Source organism: Streptomyces sp. NRRL S-340 (genome assembly GCF_000720185.1).
Taxonomy (GTDB): Bacteria; Actinomycetota; Actinomycetes; order Streptomycetales; family Streptomycetaceae; genus Streptomyces.
Genome location: NZ_JOIY01000045.1, coordinates 14259 through 32900, shown reverse-complemented (window position 1 = coordinate 32900; position 18642 = coordinate 14259). Strand labels below are relative to the sequence as shown.

Sequence of the window (18642 nt, the reverse complement as noted above, 5' to 3'; positions counted from 1 at the left end):
CGATGGCGGACCCCCGGACGGGCGCCCTCGCGGCCACGTCTTCCTCCCCGGTGGCCGGACGGCCGCGCGGGCGGCTGCGCACCGGCCTCGGACTGATCGGTCCGCGGCACGGACGGCACACGCTGCCCACGGACCAACTGGACACGCTGGCGCTGCCCATCGGGGACGACGGCGTCGTCATCGGGGTGGACGCCGAGGGCAGGCCCGCGGTCCTGGGACTCAGCAGCCCGACGCCGTACGACGTCGTCCTCATCGGGAGCCTGTGGACGGCGCAGGTCCTGGCCCTGCGGGCGGCGGCCACCGGGGCACGCGTCGCGGTGGAGACCGGCCGGGCCCAGGCGTGGATGCAGATGGTGCACGCCATGGGGGGCGGGCAGAACGGCCTGGCGGTCCACGAGGTCGGCCGGGTGCCCCCGCAGGGCGCGTCGGCCGGTACGCCCGTCCTGCTGGTCCGGGACTGCGGCATGCGGCCGCCGCGCGGCCGGGTCGTCTCCGGTCCCTGGCAGTCGGTGGTGACCCTGCTCCCGTACCTGAGTCCGGTGGCCCCCCGGCTGATCCGGCAGGCACGGCTCGTCGGCGTGCAGCGGATCTCCCCGGACGAGGCCGCCGAGCTGGGCCGGACCATGGCGCTGCCGCGGGCCGACGTGGACGCCCTTCCGACGCTCCCCGACGGTGTGACGCTGTGGTGCGCCGACCGCGACCGGCAGTACGTGATGACGCAGCCGACCGACCCCGAGATCGGCCTGCTGGGCACCGCCCGCCGCATGGACTGAACTGCCCGGGAAACAGCACTCTTTGACGGGAACGGCCGGAATGTCCTCCGCTCCCTTGCTCGCCGGGGTGCGTGGCCGCGCGGGAGCCGCGGCCGGCCGGCGACCCGGGCGAACACCGGGCGATTTGACCGGTTCTCGCCCGCCTTGACGGGTGTGCGGGTGCTCGTGTGTGACGGGGCGTACCCGGGCGGACGCCGGACGGGCTGCCACCGGTACGGCTGTGGTGATTAGGCTGGTACCGGGGCGCCACATCAGAGCCCGTGGCCGGGCCGTCGGCGCTCCGGGGGGATGGCCGAGCGGGCCGGCTCGGTTCCACTCCGCCGAGGACCGCTTCCGACCGACCCCGTACGACACGAACGGTCGCCCCAGCACGGCATGAGGGTGCTCGACCACACCAGGAGGAACTGTGAACAGCGATCGGGACGGGATCCGCGGGGGCTGGGCCACGCCCGACGACGACCAGCCCGACGCTGCGTCCGCCGTCGACTCGACGGGCGAGTTCACCATCGACTACGCGCCACCGGCCTGGTACACGCAGAACGCGTCGGGTGCGGCGGAGGAGACGGCACCCGCACCGGCACCGGCCGCTCCCTTCACCCCTCCCCCGCCGGCCGGGCCGCCGGTCGACCTTCCCGCACCGCCGCCGGAGAGCGGCTTCCAGCCCGCCTGGGCCCCCTCCGCCGCCGCGCCCGAGCCGCCCGTGGCACCCGTCGCGCCCCCGGCACCGGAACCGGGGGAACCCGCGAACGGCGATCTGGTGAGCGGGGCGACGGTGCGGATCTCCTCCGCCGCTCTGAAGCGCGAGTTCGCCCGGCGCGAGCGCGCGGAGCAGGAGGGCGGGGCCGGTGACGCCGCCGCCTTCGGCGCGGACGGGACCGTGAGCGAGGGACCGGCGCGGCAGGACGCGGCATCCACGGGCGGGGCCGCGGCCGCGGACGTCACGGACCACCCGGCCGGCGCGGCATCGGGCGGCCGCTTCGAGGAGGCCGCCGGACATCCGGAAGCCGGGCCCGGGAGCGACCCGGGTACCGGCGCCACCGACGAAGCCGGGCATCCGGCCGCTGCCCCGCGGTCCACCGGCGGCCCCGACGACGCGGGGCTCCCCCCGGCCGCCTCCGAGCCTGACCCCCGGTCGCCGGAGCACTCCGGTGCTCACGGCACCGCGCCCGGGGCCGCGAACACCGCGGACGACGGCACGGACGCGCAGAGCACGGACACGGCGGACACCACGGGCCCCACCGGCCCTGCGGACGCCCCTGCTCCGGGTGGTCCCGGCGCCCCCGAGCCGTCCGCGCACCCGGGCCCGTCCGGCGAAGCCGGCGACGCCACCGCCTCCGCCTCCGGGGCCGATGACTCGGTCGGCGAGGACGCGGAGGCCCCGGGGAACGAGCAGGTGAGCGGTGCCGTACCCGCCGGGGCGGACACGCCCGAGGCCGCCGGCGCCGACGACAGCACCCCGGCAGCCGGTGCCGCCCCGGGGCCGGCGCAGCCTCCCGCGCAGGACGCCGTGCCCCAGGACGCCCCGGCCGCGTGGGGGCCCCCGCCCGCGCCGCAGCACGCCGTCCCGCCGCTTCCCCCGTCGTACCAGCCCGCCGCCCCGGCCCCGGCTGCCCAGTGGCCGGGACAGCCCCCGGCGCAGCCGGCGACCGGCCCGTCCGCGCCGGGCCCGTCCCAGCCCCCGGCCGGCGCTCCGGACGACCGGCACGCGCAGCCCCAGCCGCCGTTCCCTCCGCAGGCCCCGCAGGCCCCGCAGCCCGCGCCGGCCGCCTGGAACGCGCCCGCGGGACCGCAGCCGGGCCCGGCACCCGCCGCCCCGGCGGGATACGGCTTCCCGCCGCCTCCCCCCGGCCCCTCCGTGCCACAGCCCCCGCAGCAGGCGCCGAGCGGTTACGGCTTCCCGCAGACCGGCGCGCCCGCCCCGTCCGACGCACGGGAGGGATACGGCTTCCCGCCGAACCGGCCGGCCGCACCGGGCGCGCCCCTGCCTCCCGGCCAGGCCGGTGGTTACGGTTTCCCGCAGCCGCCCGCGCAGCCGGACGGCGCGCAGCCCCCGGCGGCGGCGCCCGCACCCGCTGCCCAGCAGCCTCCCGTCGATCCCCGGACCGGCGCCGCGTGGCCGCAGCCCGTTCAGCACGACCAGCGGCAGCCGACCAATCCCGGGGTCGCGCCGCTCGGTTACACGGCGGCCGTCGAGTTGTCGTCCGACCGGCTGCTCAACAACAAGCGGCAGAAGGCGCGCAGTGGGCGTCCCGCGGCGGGCGCAGGGCGGTTCCGGATCGGTGCGAAGAAGGAGGAGGCCGAGCGGCAGCGGAAGCTGGAGCTGATCCGTACGCCGGTGCTGTCCTGCTACCGGATCGCGGTCATCAGCCTCAAGGGCGGTGTCGGCAAGACGACCACCACCACCGCGCTGGGGTCCACACTCGCCACGGAGCGGCAGGACAAGATCCTCGCCATCGACGCCAACCCGGACGCGGGCACGCTCGGCCGCCGGGTGCGGCGGGAGACCGGGGCCACCATCCGTGACCTGGTCCAGGCGATCCCCTACCTCAACTCCTACATGGACATCCGGCGGTTCACCTCGCAGGCGCCCTCCGGTCTGGAGATCATCGCCAACGACGTCGACCCGGCCGTGTCCACGACGTTCAACGACGAGGACTACCGGCGCGCGATCGAGGTGCTGGGCAACCAGTACCCGGTCATCCTGACGGACTCCGGCACCGGTCTGCTCTACAGCGCCATGCGCGGCGTGCTGGACCTCGCCGACCAGCTCATCATCATCTCCACGCCGTCCGTCGACGGTGCCAGCAGCGCCAGTACGACGCTGGACTGGCTCTCCGCGCACGGGTACGCCGATCTGGTCGCGCGGTCCCTCACCGTGATCTCGGGTGTGCGCGAGACCGGGAAGATGATCAAGGTGGAGGACATCGTCTCCCACTTCGAGACGCGCTGCCGGGGTGTCGTCGTGGTGCCGTTCGACGAGCATCTGGCGGCCGGCGCCGAGGTCGACCTCGACATGATGCGGCCCAAGGTGCGGGAGGCGTACTTCAACCTCGCGGCGATGGTCGCCGAGGACTTCGTCCGGCACCAGCAGGCGCACGGACTGTGGACGTCGGACGGGAATCCGCCTCCGGTGGCGGCCCCGCCGATGCCCGGCCGGCCCCTGCCGTACCAGCCCGTGCCGGGCGGTCAGCCCTACCCCGGGCAGCCGGTCCCCGGGCAGCCCCAGCCGGGACAGCCCCTGCCCGGACAACAGCCGTACCCCGGACAGCAGCCGTACCCCGGCGTGCCGGGTCAGCCCTACGCCGGGCAGCCGGGGCAGCCGTATCCGGCGCAGGCCGGCCCCTTCCCGCCCCCGCAGGCCGGCCCCGGACAGCCCTACGGACAGCCGGCCGGGCCCGGGCAGCCGTACCCGCAGCCCGGTGCCGGGCAGCCGCTGCCCGGGCAGCACCCCGCGCCGCCCGCACCCGGCGCCCAGCCCGGCGTCCCGGGACAGCCGGTACCCCCCGGCCCGCCGGGACAGTTCCCGCCCCCGCAGGCCGGGCAGCCCTACCCCCAGCAGTCCCCACCGCAGCCGCAGCCCCAGCCGGGGCAGCCCCCGGCCGGGCCGCCGCAGGCCCCGCAGGGCGGGCAGGCCCCGCCGCCTCCCCCGCCCGCGCAGCAGCAGCAGTAGATTCCGGGCTGCGAACGTGTGAAGGCCCGCGCCGTCTCCCGACGGTGCGGGCCTTCGCGCGTTCGCGGACAGCACCGTCGCACAACCGTCGGGAATCGGCCGCCACGCTCTCACCAGGGAGGCGTCAGTGGTCTCCACCAATGGGGATCAAGACGCGGCTCAATTGTTGTTTCCGCAGGCCACATGGGGTTTGACACACCGTTGACGCGCGCAGACTGCCGCTGATAGACACACACTTCATTCCGTCGGCGTCACCCGGTCAAGCTCGTTCAAGCCCCTCTACAGCTCGTTCCAGCCTGTTCACTTCTGTTCAAGCCCGCCTCGCGCGGGGCGCGCAGCGTCCCGCGCGTGCGACGACGCGAGGTCACCGAGCCATGAACACACACGATCAGCACGGCAGCGGACGCAACGGCCCCCGCCCGGGGAGGACACGCTTCCTCGCCGCCGCGGGCGCCGCGGCGCTCCTCCTCGCGTCCGGGCTCGCCGCGCCGTCCGCCTGGGCCGCGCAGTCGCGCGCCGACCAGGGCTCCCAGGCCGCCCGAGCGGCACAGGCAGCACAGGCAGCACAGGCGGGGAAGGACGACCAGGGCGGCGAGGGCCACAACGTGCTCACCGTCGCCGTCGCGCAGAGCGTCGACTCGCTCAGCCCCTTCCTGGCGGTACGGCTGCTCAGCACGAGCATCCACCGGCTGATGTACGAGTACCTGACGAACTACGACCCCAAGGACAACCACGTCATCCCGGGTCTGGCCACCAAGTGGCAGTCGTCGCCCGACAAGCTGACCTGGACGTACACGATCCGCACCGACTCCAAGTGGTCGGACGGGCAGCAGGCCACCGCCGAGGACGCGGCGTGGACGTTCAACAAGATGATGACCGACCAGGGCGCCGCCACCGCCAACGGCAGTTTCGTCGGCAACTTCGCGAAGGTCACCGCGCCCAGCCCGACGCAGCTGGTGATCCGGCTGAAGAAGCCGCAGGCCACGATGACCGCGCTCGACGTGCCGATCGTGCCCAAGCACGTCTGGGAGAAGGTCGGGGACTTCTCGAAGTTCAACAACGACAAGAGCTTCCCGGTCGTCGGGAACGGGCCGTTCGTGCTCACGGACTACAAGCCGGACAGCTACGTGCGGCTGAAGGCCAACAAGGACTTCTGGCGGGGCGCCCCGAAGTTCGACGAACTGGTGTTCCGGTACTACAAGGACCAGGACGCCGCCGTGGCCGCCCTGCGCAAGGGCGAGGTGTCCTTCGTGGCCGGTTCGCCCTCGCTGACGCCCGCCCAGGCCGCCTCCCTCGAGGGCGAGAAGAACATCCACGTCAACGACGCACCCGGCCGCCGTTTCTACGCCCTGGCCACCAACCCCGGCGCCCGGGCGAAGAACGGCACGAAGATCGGTGACGGCGACCCGTCCCTGCTGGACGAGCGGGTGCGGCACGCGCTGTTCATGGCGGTGGACCGCAAGACGATCGTCGACAAGGTCTTCCAGGGCCACGCGGTCGAGGGCCAGGGCTACATCCCGCCGCGCTTCACCCCGTACTTCTACAAGCCGACGGCCGCTCAGGAGCTGGCCTACGACCCGGCCGGGGCGGGGCGGCTCCTCGACCAGGCCGGTTACAAGAAGAACGCCGACGGCAAGCGGGTGGGCAAGGACGGCAAGCCGCTGAACTACCGCGTCCTGTGCCACGCCACCGACCCGAACGACAAGGCGGTCGGCAAGTACCTCCAGGAGTGGTGGGGCAAGCTCGGCATCGGGATCACCCTCGACTGCCTGGACAACGTGACCGACCCGTGGCTGGCCGGCAAGTACGACCTCGCCTTCGACGGCTGGTCCGTCAACCCCGACCCGGACTTCGTGCTCTCCATCCACACCTGCGCAGCGCGCCCGCAGACCCCGAAGGACACGGGCGCCACCGACAACTTCATCTGCGACAAGACGTACGACGACCTGTACGGCCGTCAGCTCGCCGAGTACGACCCCGCCAAACGGGCGGACATCGTCAAGCAGATGGAGTCGCGGCTGTACGACCTGGGGTACATGAACGTCATGGCCTATCCGAACGCGGTCGAGGCCTACCGCACGGACCAGATCAAGTCGATCACCACCATGCCGTCCGCGGCGGGCAACATCTACGGGCAGGACGGCTACTGGAGCTGGTGGTCGGCCGTCCCCGCCGACTCCGCTGACTCCTCCGGCGGTTCGTCCTCGACCGGTGTCGTGATCGGGATCGTGGTGGGCGTCGTCGTCCTCGGCGGCCTCGCGGTGCTCTTCGCGGTGCGCCGCCGCGCGACGGCGGAAGACCGTGAATAGGACGGCGACCGTGTCCACGTGTACAGGTGCAGGTGCTCATGACCACTGAAGCGACATCCTCGCCGGCCGGGGGCCCCGTCCCCGGCCCGGCGGGGCCCGGGCCGGCACGGTCCACGGCTGCGGACGGAGGGCGGGCGGGCGGGGCCTCCCGCAGGCTCCTCGCCGGCGGCTACCCGCGGTACGTGGCGGGCAAGCTGGCCGGAGCCGCCGTCTCCCTGCTCGCCGTCCTCGTCACCAGTTTCTTCCTCTTCCGGCTGATCCCGGGCGACCCGGTGAAGTTCATGACCGGCGGGCGTCCGGTCTCGGCCGAGCAGATCGCCGTCTACCGGCGGGAGTTCGGGCTCGACCTGCCGCTGTGGGAGCAGTTCACGCACTACTGCGGCAAGGCCCTGACCGGCGACCTCGGCACGTCGTACCAGTTCAGGGCGCCCGTCGTCGACAAGATCACCGAGGCGCTGCCGAACACCCTGCTGCTCACCGGCACGGCCTTCGTGCTGTACACCGCGCTGGGCGTCTTCCTCGGCACCCGTTCGGCGTGGCGGCACGGCGGGCCCGGCGACCGTCTGCACACCGGGCTGGCGCTGACGCTGTACTCGATCCCGTCCTTCTGGCTGGGCCTGCTGCTCATCATCGTCCTGTCGGTCGGTGTGGGCCCGGTCCCGGGGCTGTTCCCGACCGGGGGCATGGAGTCCGGCGGCGAAGAGGGCTTCGCCCACGTCCTCGACGTCGTCCACCACCTGATCCTGCCGGTGGTGACCCTGGTCGCCGTCGAGTACGGGCAGACGCTGCTGGTCACCCGGTCGGCGCTGCTGGACGAGATGGGCAGCGACTACCTGACGACCGCGCGGGCCAAGGGGCTGCGCGACGACCTCGTACGGCGCCGGCACGCCGTGCCGAACGCGCTGCTGCCGACCGTCACGCTGATCTTCGTCAACCTGGGCCGGACCGTGGCCGGTGTCATCCTCGTCGAGACGGTCTTCTCCTGGCCGGGACTCGGCGGGCTGTTCTACCAGGCGCTGAGCGTGCCCGATCTCCCGCTGGTGCAGGGGCTGTTCTTCGTCTTCGCCGCGGCGGTGATCGTGATGAACACCCTCGCCGACCTGCTGTATCCGCTGCTCGATCCGAGGGTGGGCCGATGACCGCCGACACCACCGAAGCCGCCGAGCCCGGCGGGACGAACGGCCCTGACGGGACCGACGGATCCGAAGGGACCAAGGGGTCTCCAGGGGACAGCCGGACCGATGGGGCCACCGGGTCCGCCGGGACGGACGGGACCGGCGGGACCGCGGCGGGCACCGGATCCGCGGCGGGCGCCCAGTCCGCGGGGAGCACCGGCGGTCCCGCCGGTACCGGGAAGTCCGCGGGGCCCGGGCCGCGCGCCCTCGCGTGGCGGCGGCGCCGCGCCTCCGCCGCACGCTTCTGGAAGGAGTACCGCAAGCACCGCGCGGGGGTGTTCGGTCTCGCCGCGCTGGTGCTGTTCGTGCTCGTCGCGCTCACCGCACCGCTGACCGTCGGCTCGGACGTGGACAGCGTCACCGGTGCCCCGGGACAGCCGTTGCAGGGCCCCAGCGGTCATTTCCCGCTCGGCACGGACCAGTTCGGGCGCAACCTGCTGGGGCTGCTGATCTGGGGTTCGCGGGTCTCGCTGCTGGTCGGGCTGCTCGCCGCCGTGCTGTCCGTGGCGATCGGGGCGCTCATCGGGATCACCGCCGGGCACTTCCGCGGCTGGTACGCCACGGTGATGATGCGGGTCACGGACTGGTTCCTGGTGATGCCGACGCTGGTGCTCGCCATCGCGCTCGCGACCGTCCTGTCCCGCTCCCTCGGCACGATCGTGCTGGCCATCGGCGTGACCACGTGGCCCACGACCGCCCGCCTGGTGCGGGCGCAGACACTGGCCGTGGAGTCACGGCCGTACATCGAGCGCGCCAGGGCGCTCGGCGGCGGGCACTGGCACGTCATGTCCCGGCACGTGCTGCCCAACGTCATGCCCCTCGTCCTCGCCCAGACGACCCTGATCATCTCCTCCGCGATCCTGGCCGAGGCGACGCTCGCCTTCCTCGGGCTCGGCGATCCGACGGTGGTGTCCTGGGGCGGGCTGCTGCAGGACGCGCGGGAGGCCGGGGCGGTCAGCTCCGGCGACTGGTGGTACCTGGTGCCGCCGGGCATCGCGATCGCCGTCGTGGCGCTGGCGTTCACGCTGTGCGGGCGTGCGGTGGAAGCCGTGCTCAACCCGCGTCTGGGGGTGTCCCGTTGAGCCTGCTGGAGGTCCGGAACCTGGAAGTGACCTACCCCGGCGGTGCTGCCGCCGTGCGCGGGGTCGACCTGTCCCTCGGCGCGGGCGAGAAGCTCGGCATCGCGGGCGAGTCCGGCTGCGGCAAGTCGACGCTGGCGCTGTCGCTGCTGCGGCTGCTGCCCGCCGGGGCCCGCACCGGCGGGCAGATCCTGCTGGACGGTGAGGACGTGCTGGCCATGAAGTGGGGCCGGGTGCGGGCGGTGCGCTGGGCGGGGGCGTCGATCGTCTTCCAGGGCGCGATGCACTCCCTGAACCCCGTGCACCGCGTCGGCGACCAGATCGCCGAGCCGATCCTGCTGCACCGCGGGGCGAGCCCGGCCGGTGCCCGCAAGCGCGCCGGTGAGCTGCTGGAGCAGGTGGGTCTGCCCGCGGCGCGGGCGTCCGCGTACCCGCACGAACTGTCCGGCGGGCAGCGCCAGCGCGTGATGATCGCGATGGCGCTGGCCTGCGACCCGCGGCTGATCATCGCCGACGAGCCCACCACCGCGCTCGACGTGATGATCCAGGCCCAGATCCTGCGTCTGATCGAGGAGCTGGTCAGCGAACAGGACGTGGGTCTGATCATGATCAGTCACGACCTGGCCGTGCTGGCCGACACCTGCGACCGGCTCGCGGTGATGTACGCCGGGCGCGTGGTCGAGGAGGGGCCGGCCCGGCAGGTCTACGAGGACGCCCGGCATCCGTACGGCAAGGCCCTGTCGGGGGCGTTCCCCAGGATCGGTGACCCCGTCTCCCGGTTCGCGCCCCGCGGACTGCCCGGCGACCCGCCCGACCCGGCGGCGGTGCCGTCCGGGTGCGCCTTCCATCCGCGCTGCCCGGTGGCGCTCGACGTCTGCGCGACCCAGGACCAGGTGCTGCGGGACGCGGGCGCGGGACGACGGGCCGCGTGTGTGCACGTGGCGGCCGACGGCGGTGACGCGCCCCCGGCGTCCGCGCGGTCCGCGCAGGACCAGGAAGTGAGGAGCAGCACCGCATGACGACCACCACTCCCGCCACCCGCCCGCTGCTGAGCGTCGAGGGCCTGCACGTCACCTTCCCCGGCCGGCACGGCGCGCCGACCGCCCGGGCCGTGGACGGGGTGGACCTCGACATCCGGCCCGGTGAGATCGTGGCGCTCGTCGGGGAGTCGGGCTGCGGCAAGACGACGCTGGCCCGTTCGCTGCTCGGGCTGGTGCCGCCGGCCTCGGGCCGTGTCACCTTCGACGGCGCGCCGCTCGACCACTCCGCCCGCGCCCTGAAGGCGTACCGCAGACGGGCGCAGTTGGTGCTTCAGGACCCCAGCGGTTCGCTCAACCCGCGGCACACGGTGTACGACGCAGTGGCCGAGGGCCTGCGCATCCACGGCCGCACCGGTGACGAGCGGGCCGCGGTGGCCGAGGCGCTGGCCCGCGCCGGGCTGCGCCCTCCGGAGCGCTTCTTCCTGCGTTATCCGCACGAACTGTCCGGCGGCCAGCGCCAGCGGGTCGTCATCGCGGGCGCGCTCGTCCTGGAACCCGAACTGCTCGTCGCCGACGAACCGGTGGCCTCCCTCGACGCGTCGGTGCGCGGCGAGATCCTCGCGCTGCTGCTGCGGCTGCGCACCGAACTCGGCCTGTCCGCCCTGGTGGTGACCCATGACCTGGGGCTGGCCTGGAACATCGCCGACCGGGTCGCGGTGATGTACCTCGGCCGCATCGTGGAGACGGGCGACGTGGAGCAGGTGCTGACGGCGCCGCGGCACCCCTACACCCAGGCCCTGCTGTCCGTCCTGCCGGAGGCGCCCGGCGCCCCGGTCGTCCTCACCGGCGAGCCCCCGGACCCGTCCCGGATCCCCGCCGGCTGCCGCTTCCACGCCCGCTGCCAGGTCCTCGCGGGGGGCGAGGCCGAACGCGCCGGTGTCGCCGACGCGTGCCGCGGCCAGGACCTGGAGATCCTGCACGGCGGCGCCGAGACCCAGGTCGCCTGCCACTGGGCCCGGACCCGGGCGGAGCCGGCGGTGCCGCCGGCCGCGGAGGGCGACCGGGGGACGGCCACGGCAGCGCACCCGGACTGACGCCGAGGCGCGCGCCCCGTCCCCCGAAGCGCGGAGGCGGCCACCGGACCGACCACCAGAGCGGGAGAGGGTCCACCGGACCGACCACCAGAGCGGCGGGTACCGCCGGGCGTCAGCTGACCGGCCAGCCCGTCAACCGGCCGGTGCGTCGGCCGATCGGCACGTCGGCTGCTCGGCCGCGTCGGCTGACCGGCGCGTCGACCGACCGGTTGCCTCGGCCGACCGGTTGCCTCGGCCGGCGCGTCCGTCAGCGCTGCTGGTCGTCGGCCGCGATGATCTCGCGGCACTTCTTGACGTCCTCGGCCATGGTTTCGAGCAGGGCCTCGAGGGAGTCGAACTTGGCCTGGCCGCGGACGAAGGCCAGGAAGTCGACGGCGACGTGCAGGCCGTACAGGTCGAGGCCGACGCGGTCGATCGCGTACGCCTCGACGGTGCGCTCGGTGCCGTCGAACTGCGGGTTCGTGCCGACGGAGACGGCAGCCGGCATCGCCTCGCCCTGGGCGTGGAGGTAGCCGGCGTAGACGCCGTCGGCGGGGATCGCGGTGTGCGGGAGGGTTTCGACGTTGGCCGTGGGGAAGCCCAGTTCGCGTCCCCGCTGGGCGCCCCGGACGACCACGCCCTCCACCCGGTGCGGGCGGCCGAGGATCTCACGGGCGCCCGTGACGTCGCCCTCGGCGACCAGCCGCCGCGTCAGCGTGGAGGAGAACGGCTCGCCGCCGCCCGCGTCCCCGGTGACGTACAGGTCGACGACCTCGACCTCGAAGTCGTAGAGCTTGCCCTGGTCGACGAGGAAGTCGACGTTCCCCGCGGCCCGGTGCCCGAAGCGGAAGTTCGGGCCCTCGACGACCGCCTTGGCGTGCAGCTTGTCGACCAGCACCTTGACGACGAAGTCGGCCGGGGACAGCTGCGAGAACTCGGTGGTGAAGGGCAGGACGAGCACCGCGTCCACACCCAGCTCCGCCATCAGCTCGGCGCGGCGGTGGTGGGGGGCGAGCAGCGGCGGGTGGCTGCCGGGGCGCACGACCTCGCTGGGGTGCGGGTCGAAGGTGACGACGACGGAGGGCACGCCCAGCTCGCGGGCGCGGTTCACGGCGTGCTCGATGATGAGCTGGTGGCCGCGGTGGACTCCGTCGTAGGAGCCGATGGTGACGACGCTGCGCCCCCAGTCCTGGGGGATGTCCTCCAAGCCACGCCAGCGCTGCACTGTGACCGCTCCTCGTCGAACCGTGTCCGTATTGCCTAGATGCCGTTGCCTAGGTCGCCTTGCTGCCTTGTCCGCAGGTCTAAGGGTGCCATGCCCGGCGTCGCGCGCCCGCATCGGCATGGGCGCTGTGACCCGGCGCACGTGCGGACCCGTGCGGCGTCAGGCGGGGACCGGTGCCCCGGCGTGGTGCTCGATCGTCCGGCGGGCGCTGGGGCCCACCACGGCGGCCCAGTCGTACGGGGAGCCGGTGAGCCATCCGGCCACCCGCGCGGCGAAGCCGGGGACGTCCCGGGCCAGCTCCACGAGCGCGCGGTCGAACACGGCCGCGCCTTCCGGGGTGCGTACCAGCAGCAGTCCGACCCGGTGCACGAGGTGCCGGAGATCCTCCTCGGCACCGGGCGCGGCGGTGCGCAGGACCGTTTCCAGCACGGCCGGGTCCCTCTCGTGGGCGAGGAGGAGGCCGAGGAGTTCCCGGCGCAGCGCGTCGGAGGCGGGGGCACCGGGTGCTGCCGGGTCACCGGGGGCGGCCAGGGCGGCGCCGAGCGCCGTCCGCAAGGGCGCGGGGCCGTCCTCCAGGAGGCCGCTGACCAGGGGTGACAGGACCGGGCGGACGACCGGTCCGTGGCGCAGGCGCCCGTCGACATAGGCCGCGACGGTCCCGGCGGTGTCCGGCCGGCACGCGACCGCCTCGCGGACGACGGCCGCGACGCGGCGGGCGAGGGCGGGCGTGGTGACGTCGACGAGGGTGCGCAGGCTCTCCCCGGTGTCGGGGCCGTTCCGCAGCCGTTCGCCGAAGGCGGCAAGGACCGCCTCGGGGTGGGTCGCGAGGGCGGGGGCCAGCGCGCTCGGCGGGATCTGCGCGTCACCGGTCGCGAAGTGCCGCAGTGCCTGGGGCAGGTACCGGGCCCGGGTGGCGGGGTCCGAGACCAGGAGGGCGAGCGCGCCGCCGTGCAGGGCGCTGTCGGCGGGCCGGGCGAGGACGGCCAGGGCGGCGCGGCACAGCAGTGCGCGGTCGGGTCCGGACCGCGCGCGCGGACAGGTGAGCAGTCCGTACTCCACCGCCTTGGCGCGGCGGTCCCGGCGTTCGTCGTGCGCCCATCGCTCGACGGCGCGGCACAGCACGGCCGGTTCCTCCTCCGCGAGCGCGGTCAGGAGTTCGGCGGCCCGGGGGTGCGCGCAGGCGGCGAGCGTGTCGGCGAGGTCGTCCGGGCCGTGGTGCCGGTGGGCGTAGAGGAGAGCCTGGGCGGCCGTGGCGACGGTGGCGTGCGGGGCGGCGGGCAGCGGCCGTTCGTCGTCGAACCAGCCCGTGAGGTGCGGGCGCACGGAGGCGGGGTCGCCGGCCAGGAGGCGGGCGAGGGCGTCGAGGTGGCGGGGCGGGCGGCGGTCCCGTGGAGCGGGGTGAGGAGGGCGAGGGAGAGCGGTCGGGGCGGCGGCGTCGGCAGGGGCGGGGTGCGCGCCGGGCGCGGGGGCAGAGGTGAGGCGCGTGCCGGGCGCGGGGGTGGGGCGCGTGCCGGGTGTGCCGGCCGGGTCCCGTGTCGGGTCGTCGGCCACGAGGAGGCGGCGGAGCAGGTCGCAGCGGTCGGTCACCGGCAGGTTCAGCGCGGTCCAGAATTCCGGTCCGAAGCCGGCCGGCACGGGCAGACCGCACTCCTGCCACACACCGATCCGGTCGGCGAGCAGCCTGAGCACACCGGCGTACGGCGTCGCGTCGGGGACGCGCAGGAGGACACCGGCGAGCAGCCGCGACGCCCACCAGGAGTGCGGATCGCCGTCCAGGGCGCACAGCAGTTCCTCCAGCCGGACGGCGAGCCGGCGGGGACCGTGCTGGCGGGCCAGCAGGAGGAGGGCCTGGAGGACCGGGCCGATGCGGTGGTGCGGCACCGGCAGCGGGCGGTGCGGCTCGCCGGGGACGTGCCGCCGGTGGACCAGGACGCGCAGGGCTTCGTCCAGGTCGAGGTGGGTGCCCTGGATCCAGTCCGCGAGTTCCTCGTGCGCGAAGCGGTAGCCCTCGCCCGCCGGGACGAGGAGGCCTTCGGTGAGGACGGCGGACGCCCACCCGGTGCCGCCGCCCAGGCGGGCGGGGGCGGGCCCCCAGGGGAACACCTCCTCGAACGTCGCCCGGTCCAGTTCGCCCCGGCCGGGGCCGAGACTGCGGCGGGCGGCTTCGTGCACCTGGCCGGAGACCTTCGCCGCCAGCCGGCGGACCGCGGTGCCGCGCAGGTCGTTCTCCGCGGCGAGGCGGACGGCGATACGCAGGCACATCAGGTCCAGGTGGGCGGCGAGGACGTCGCCACGGTCGAGGCACGGGTGGCTTCCGCTGCCGGGCAGGGCCGCGCGGACCTCGGCCAGGAGCCGGAGGGTGAGGGGGTGACCGGCGTCGGCCGCGGCCAGGGCGCCGTCCGGGATGCCGTACCGGGCGCGTGCCTCACGTGCCTCCGCCGGGCGCAGGTCGCCGAGGCGTACGCAGGGCGGCGGGGGGCCGGTACGGGCCGGGGTGCCCGGGTCCGCGGTCCGCCCCACGCCGGCGGCTCCCTCGGCGGCCCTCCCGGCGACGGCGGCGCCGGTCGCCGCCGGACCTGCGGCGTCAAAGACCCCTGGGCCCCCGACGGCGCCCTCGGCGGGACCGACACCTCCGGCCGGACCGGTGCTCCCGACCGCCCCGGTGCTTGCCTCGCGGTTGGGCCCGTCGGCCCACCCGACGGCATCCTTCCGGCCGGCGCCCACGGCCCGGCCGGCGCCCACGGCCCGGTCGGCGTCCTCCACCCGGCCGGCGCCACCCGTCCGACCGACGTCCCCCACCCGGCCGGCCTCCACCTGCCCGGCGGCGCCCGTCTCCCGACCGCCGTCCATGCCCCCACCGATGTCATCCCTCGCACCGGCCTCCACCGGCCGCCCCGCGCCGGCCGCCGGGCGTGCGGCGCCGCTGCTCCGGTCCGGTGCGGCCGGGGCCGGGGTGTGCAGCAGGTCCGGCGGGAACCACGCACCCGCCCCCTCCCAGTACTCGTCCCGGCACGCCACCACCAGCCGCGCTCCCGTACCGCGCAGCCACCGCGCCGTGGTCCCGGTCCACTCGTCGAGGCGGTGGGCGAGGGCGGCCGGCATCTCCTCGGGGCCGTCCAGCAGGAGCAGCAGCGGTCGTCCGTGCGCGCGGGCGAGGCGGGCCACGCGCTCCGGGGTGAGGTCGGTGAGGTCGGCCGGCAGCGGCGCCCGGGCGGCCGCGACGATCCGGGCCGCCCGGTCCAGCGCACGGCCCGCCGCGTCCGCCACCGAGGCGTCGGCCCCGTCCAGGTCGGCACCGCGCAGCCACAGGGTGGGCGCGGGCGCGTCCCCCCGGGCGCGGCGCCCGGCCAGCGCGGCGAGTTCGGTGGTACGGCCGCTGCCGGGCGCACCCACCAGACCGAGCACGGCCGCGGCACCGCGCTCGAAGGCCTCCAGTTCCCGCAGCACGGCGACCCGCTCCACCGGCGGCCCGGACAGAGCCGCGGCCGGTCCGCACCCGGTCGCCCCGGGGCCGTACCCGGCGGCCGCCGGACCGGACGCCACCGGCCCCGGGCCGGACGCCCACGACCCCGTACCCGACACCGCCGACCCCGTACCGGGCACGGCCGCCCCCGTGGCGGACTCCACCGCCCGCGGGGCGGCCGGAGCCGTCGCCGGGGCGGACACGTGGTCCGGCAGGGCTCCTCGCGGGGCGTCCTGGGCCACGGAGGTGGCCGTGAGTTCCAGGACGCCTGCGAGATTCAGATCGGGGCCGTAGGCGGGAACGGTCGCCGCGTTGCGGGCGAGCAGTTCGCCCAGGGGGCCGTCGTCGGCCGACAGTGGCACCGCGAAGCCGGTGTCGCGGTCGCCGGCCTGGAGGGCGGTCCCCAGGACCGCGACCACGGCGCCCGTCTCCGGGTCGAGAACCGGCCCCCCGGCCGCTCCCCCGCCCCGTCGGAGCGCGTCCCGGCCCGCCGTGCCGATCGCCAGTTCCAGAGCGCCGTCCACGAGGTGGAAGCGGTCCGTGGCCGGGTACGACACGGTGGTGGTGCCCAGGACGCGGGCCTCGCGCCAGCCGCCGGCGGCGATCCGCACGTAGCTCCCCGTCCGCACCCGGCCGCGCACCGACACCGGAAGCGGCGGCACGTCCAGGTCCTCGGCCCGTACGAGTGCGAGGCCCAGCCCGGGCAGCGGGGTCACCGCCGCGGAGGTCACCACGCAGGTGCGGTCGCCCGCGCCCCGCGCGTGCAGCACGAGGCGGGAGAGCCCGTCGACCGCCTCGTGGCTGGTGATCACGGTGCCCCGGTGGTCGGCGGCGAAGCCGGTGCCGCGGGGTCGGCCCGCCAGGTCGCGGACGCACACCAGGGCGTCGTCGAGAAGGCGGTCACGGGCCTCCGCGGTGGCCAGGTGCGCCAGGTGGCGGGCCTGTGCCGCGTCCGGGGCGGTGCGCGCCACCGTGCCCCGGGCGTGCTCGCCGCCGCGCTGTTCCCCGGGCCCGCCGCCGTCGGAGGTGCTGTCCGGCGTGCCGCGCGGCGGTCCGGTCCGGGTGTCCGCCGGGGTCCGGGCGGTGGTCCGGTGTCCCCGGCCGGTCGCGGCCGTCGGCCGCTGGGCCCCTGCTGCCATGCTCCGACCTCCCCGCCGTGCCCCCGTCCGGCTCCGCCGGGCCACACCCGGCCCGCCCGGGCCGCGCCGATGTCCGGGGCGCGCCCTGACCTCGACGGTAGGCACGGAACGATCAGCGGGGAAGATCACGAGGCGAACGCGCCCCCTTGCGCTCCCTCGGTTCACTCCGAGCGCCCGCACGGTCGGGTGAACAGCCGGGGGTCGCTGGATAAACCCTGGGGGTGGGGGAACCGAGGGGGGACCGTGGAGCGGCGGCCGGGGAACGCCCGTGCCGCAGCCGCCGCTCCACGGGCAGGCTGCCGGGCCGCCCGGCCGGAAGGGCGTCGCCGGGCCGCCCGGCGGGGTCAGCCGAAGACGGCCAGGCTCTTGGCCTTGCCCCGCTGCTCCTCCACGAGCGCGAGGAAGCGTCCCTGGGGGTCGAAGACGGCGACGGCACCGGCGCCCGCGTACACCTCGGGCATCTCCAGCCGCACACCGTTGGTGAGCAGCCGGGCGCGCCGCGCGTCGACGTCCCAGCGCGGGAAGGCGGCGCCGGCCGCTTCGGCGACGGGCATGACGGTCAGCTCCTTCTGGAGCTGGTCGAGCGTCTTCGCGGCGTCCAGCTTGTACGGCCCCACGCGGGTGCGCCGCAGCGCCGTGAGGTGGCCGCCGACGCCGAGGTCGGCGCCCAGGTCGCGGGCGAGGGCGCGGATGTAGGTGCCGGAGGAGCAGACCACCGAGACGACGAGGTCGAGCAGGGCGGTGCCGTCCTCGGCGACGGCGTCCCGGACGTCGTACACCTGGAAGGAGGAGACGGTCACCGGCCGGGCCGGGATCTCGAACTCCTCGCCGTCGCGGGCCCGCTTGTACGACCGGACGCCGTTGATCTTGATGGCGCTGACCTTGGACGGCACCTGCATGATGTCGCCGGTCAGCTTCGCGACGGCGGTGTCGACGGCCTCGCGGGTGACCTTGGAGGCGTCGGCGCAGGAGGTGATCTCCCCCTCTGCGTCGTCGGTGAGCGTGTTCTGGCCGAGGCGGACGGTGCCGACGTACTCCTTCTCGGTCAGTGCGAGGTGGCCGAGGAGCTTGGTGGCCTTCTCCACACCGAGAACGAGGACCCCGGTCGCCATGGGGTCGAGGGTGCCGGCGTGGCCGATGCGGCGGGTCCTGGCGATCCCCCGCATCTTGGCCACGACGTCGTGCGAGGTGAAGCCCGACGGCTTGTCGACGATGACGAGGCCGTCGGGCGGGGTGGGCTTGCTGGTCATTCGGTGCTGTCGTCCGTCTCGTCGGCGTCGTCCTCGGAGCCCGGCTTGCGGTAGGGGTCCGCGCCGCCGGCGTAGGGGGCGCCCGCGGACGCCTCCCGCACCTTGGCGTCGGACTGGCGCGCCTTGTCGAGCAGGTCCTCGATGGTCCGGGCGGTGTCCGGGAGGGCGTCCGCGACAAAGGCGAGCGTCGGGGTGAACTTCACCCCGGCCGCGCGGCCGACCTCGGAGCGCAGGATGCCCTTGGCGCTCTCCAGCCCGGCCGCGGCGGCCGCGCGCTCCTCGTCGTCGCCGTAGACCGTGTAGAAGACGGTCGCCTCCCGCAGGTCGCCCGTGACCCTGGTGTCCGTGATGGTGACGTGCGAGCCGAGCCGCGGGTCCTTGATCCCGCGCTGCAGCTTCTGGGCCACCACCTCTCGGATGAGGTCCGCCAGCCTTTTCGCCCGCGCGTTGTCGGCCACTGGTCCGTCTCCCGTTCTTTCTCTTCTACGTTCTGTGGTGTGGTGCGG

At 75.2% G+C, this 18642-nt stretch carries 11 protein-coding genes; 7 read left to right on the top strand and 4 right to left on the bottom strand.

What is annotated here, in order from left to right:
- The first annotated feature begins 2 nt into the window (after positions 1 to 2).
- The 7 genes from IG64_RS30085 (at position 3) to IG64_RS30055 (ending at position 11080) form a co-directional block, all read left to right on the top strand.
- Positions 3 to 773, top strand: coding sequence for a hypothetical protein (locus IG64_RS30085; protein ID WP_078884304.1), 771 nt, complete (start codon positions 3 to 5; stop codon positions 771 to 773).
- Positions 774 to 1179: 406 nt separating this feature from the next.
- Positions 1180 to 4443: an SCO5717 family growth-regulating ATPase gene (locus IG64_RS30080; protein WP_037861947.1), complete on the top strand. Its 3264-nt coding sequence runs from the start codon at positions 1180 to 1182 to the stop codon at positions 4441 to 4443.
- 374 nt (positions 4444 to 4817) lie between these two features.
- Entirely contained in the window at positions 4818 to 6752 is a 1935-nt protein-coding gene (locus IG64_RS30075; RefSeq protein WP_037861944.1) for an ABC transporter substrate-binding protein, read from the top strand.
- Positions 6753 to 6790: 38 nt separating this feature from the next.
- Positions 6791 to 7891 (top strand): ABC transporter permease, encoded by a 1101-nt coding sequence (locus IG64_RS30070; RefSeq protein WP_037861978.1) that lies wholly within the window; start codon positions 6791 to 6793, stop codon positions 7889 to 7891.
- Entirely contained in the window at positions 7888 to 9009 is a 1122-nt protein-coding gene (locus IG64_RS30065) for an ABC transporter permease (protein ID WP_234438659.1), read from the top strand. Before IG64_RS30070 ends, IG64_RS30065 begins: the two co-directional genes overlap by 4 nt.
- Positions 9006 to 10025, top strand: coding sequence for an ABC transporter ATP-binding protein (locus IG64_RS30060; protein ID WP_037861943.1), 1020 nt, complete (start codon positions 9006 to 9008; stop codon positions 10023 to 10025). The genes IG64_RS30065 and IG64_RS30060 overlap by 4 nt, the downstream gene beginning before the upstream one ends.
- Positions 10022 to 11080 (top strand): ABC transporter ATP-binding protein, encoded by a 1059-nt coding sequence (locus IG64_RS30055; protein ID WP_037861942.1) that lies wholly within the window; start codon positions 10022 to 10024, stop codon positions 11078 to 11080. The genes IG64_RS30060 and IG64_RS30055 overlap by 4 nt, the downstream gene beginning before the upstream one ends.
- A gap of 247 nt (positions 11081 to 11327) precedes the next feature.
- Here the strand turns inward: IG64_RS30055 and IG64_RS30050 are convergent, their stop codons facing one another.
- From IG64_RS30050 to rbfA, 4 genes are all read right to left on the bottom strand, one after another.
- Positions 11328 to 12284: a bifunctional riboflavin kinase/FAD synthetase gene (locus IG64_RS30050; protein WP_037861941.1), complete on the bottom strand. Its 957-nt coding sequence runs from the start codon at positions 12282 to 12284 to the stop codon at positions 11328 to 11330.
- A gap of 159 nt (positions 12285 to 12443) precedes the next feature.
- Positions 12444 to 16886 (bottom strand): hypothetical protein, encoded by a 4443-nt coding sequence (locus tag IG64_RS30045; RefSeq protein WP_063758852.1) that lies wholly within the window; start codon positions 16884 to 16886, stop codon positions 12444 to 12446.
- A gap of 344 nt (positions 16887 to 17230) precedes the next feature.
- The gene (gene truB / locus IG64_RS30040; RefSeq protein WP_037861940.1) at positions 17231 to 18136 is read right to left on the bottom strand and encodes a tRNA pseudouridine(55) synthase TruB; all 906 of its coding nucleotides are present in this window, start codon (positions 18134 to 18136) and stop codon (positions 17231 to 17233) included.
- The gene (gene rbfA, locus IG64_RS30035; RefSeq protein WP_037861939.1) at positions 18133 to 18594 is read right to left on the bottom strand and encodes a 30S ribosome-binding factor RbfA; all 462 of its coding nucleotides are present in this window, start codon (positions 18592 to 18594) and stop codon (positions 18133 to 18135) included. Before rbfA ends, truB begins: the two co-directional genes overlap by 4 nt.
- Positions 18595 to 18642: the final 48 nt, after the last annotated feature.

Excerpts from the sequence above, each read along its gene's own strand:
- IG64_RS30085 (WP_078884304.1), top strand. The coding sequence starts at position 3 with ATGGCGGACCCCCGGACGGGCGCCCTCGCGGCCACGTCTTCCTCCCCG.
- IG64_RS30075 (WP_037861944.1), top strand. The coding sequence starts at position 4,818 with ATGAACACACACGATCAGCACGGCAGCGGACGCAACGGCCCCCGCCCG.
- IG64_RS30070 (WP_037861978.1), top strand. The coding sequence starts at position 6,791 with ATGACCACTGAAGCGACATCCTCGCCGGCCGGGGGCCCCGTCCCCGGC.
- IG64_RS30065 (WP_234438659.1), top strand. The coding sequence starts at position 7,888 with ATGACCGCCGACACCACCGAAGCCGCCGAGCCCGGCGGGACGAACGGC.
- IG64_RS30055 (WP_037861942.1), top strand. The coding sequence starts at position 10,022 with ATGACGACCACCACTCCCGCCACCCGCCCGCTGCTGAGCGTCGAGGGC.
- IG64_RS30045 (WP_063758852.1), bottom strand. The coding sequence starts at position 16,886 with ATGGCAGCAGGGGCCCAGCGGCCGACGGCCGCGACCGGCCGGGGACAC.
- truB (WP_037861940.1), bottom strand. The coding sequence starts at position 18,136 with ATGACCAGCAAGCCCACCCCGCCCGACGGCCTCGTCATCGTCGACAAG.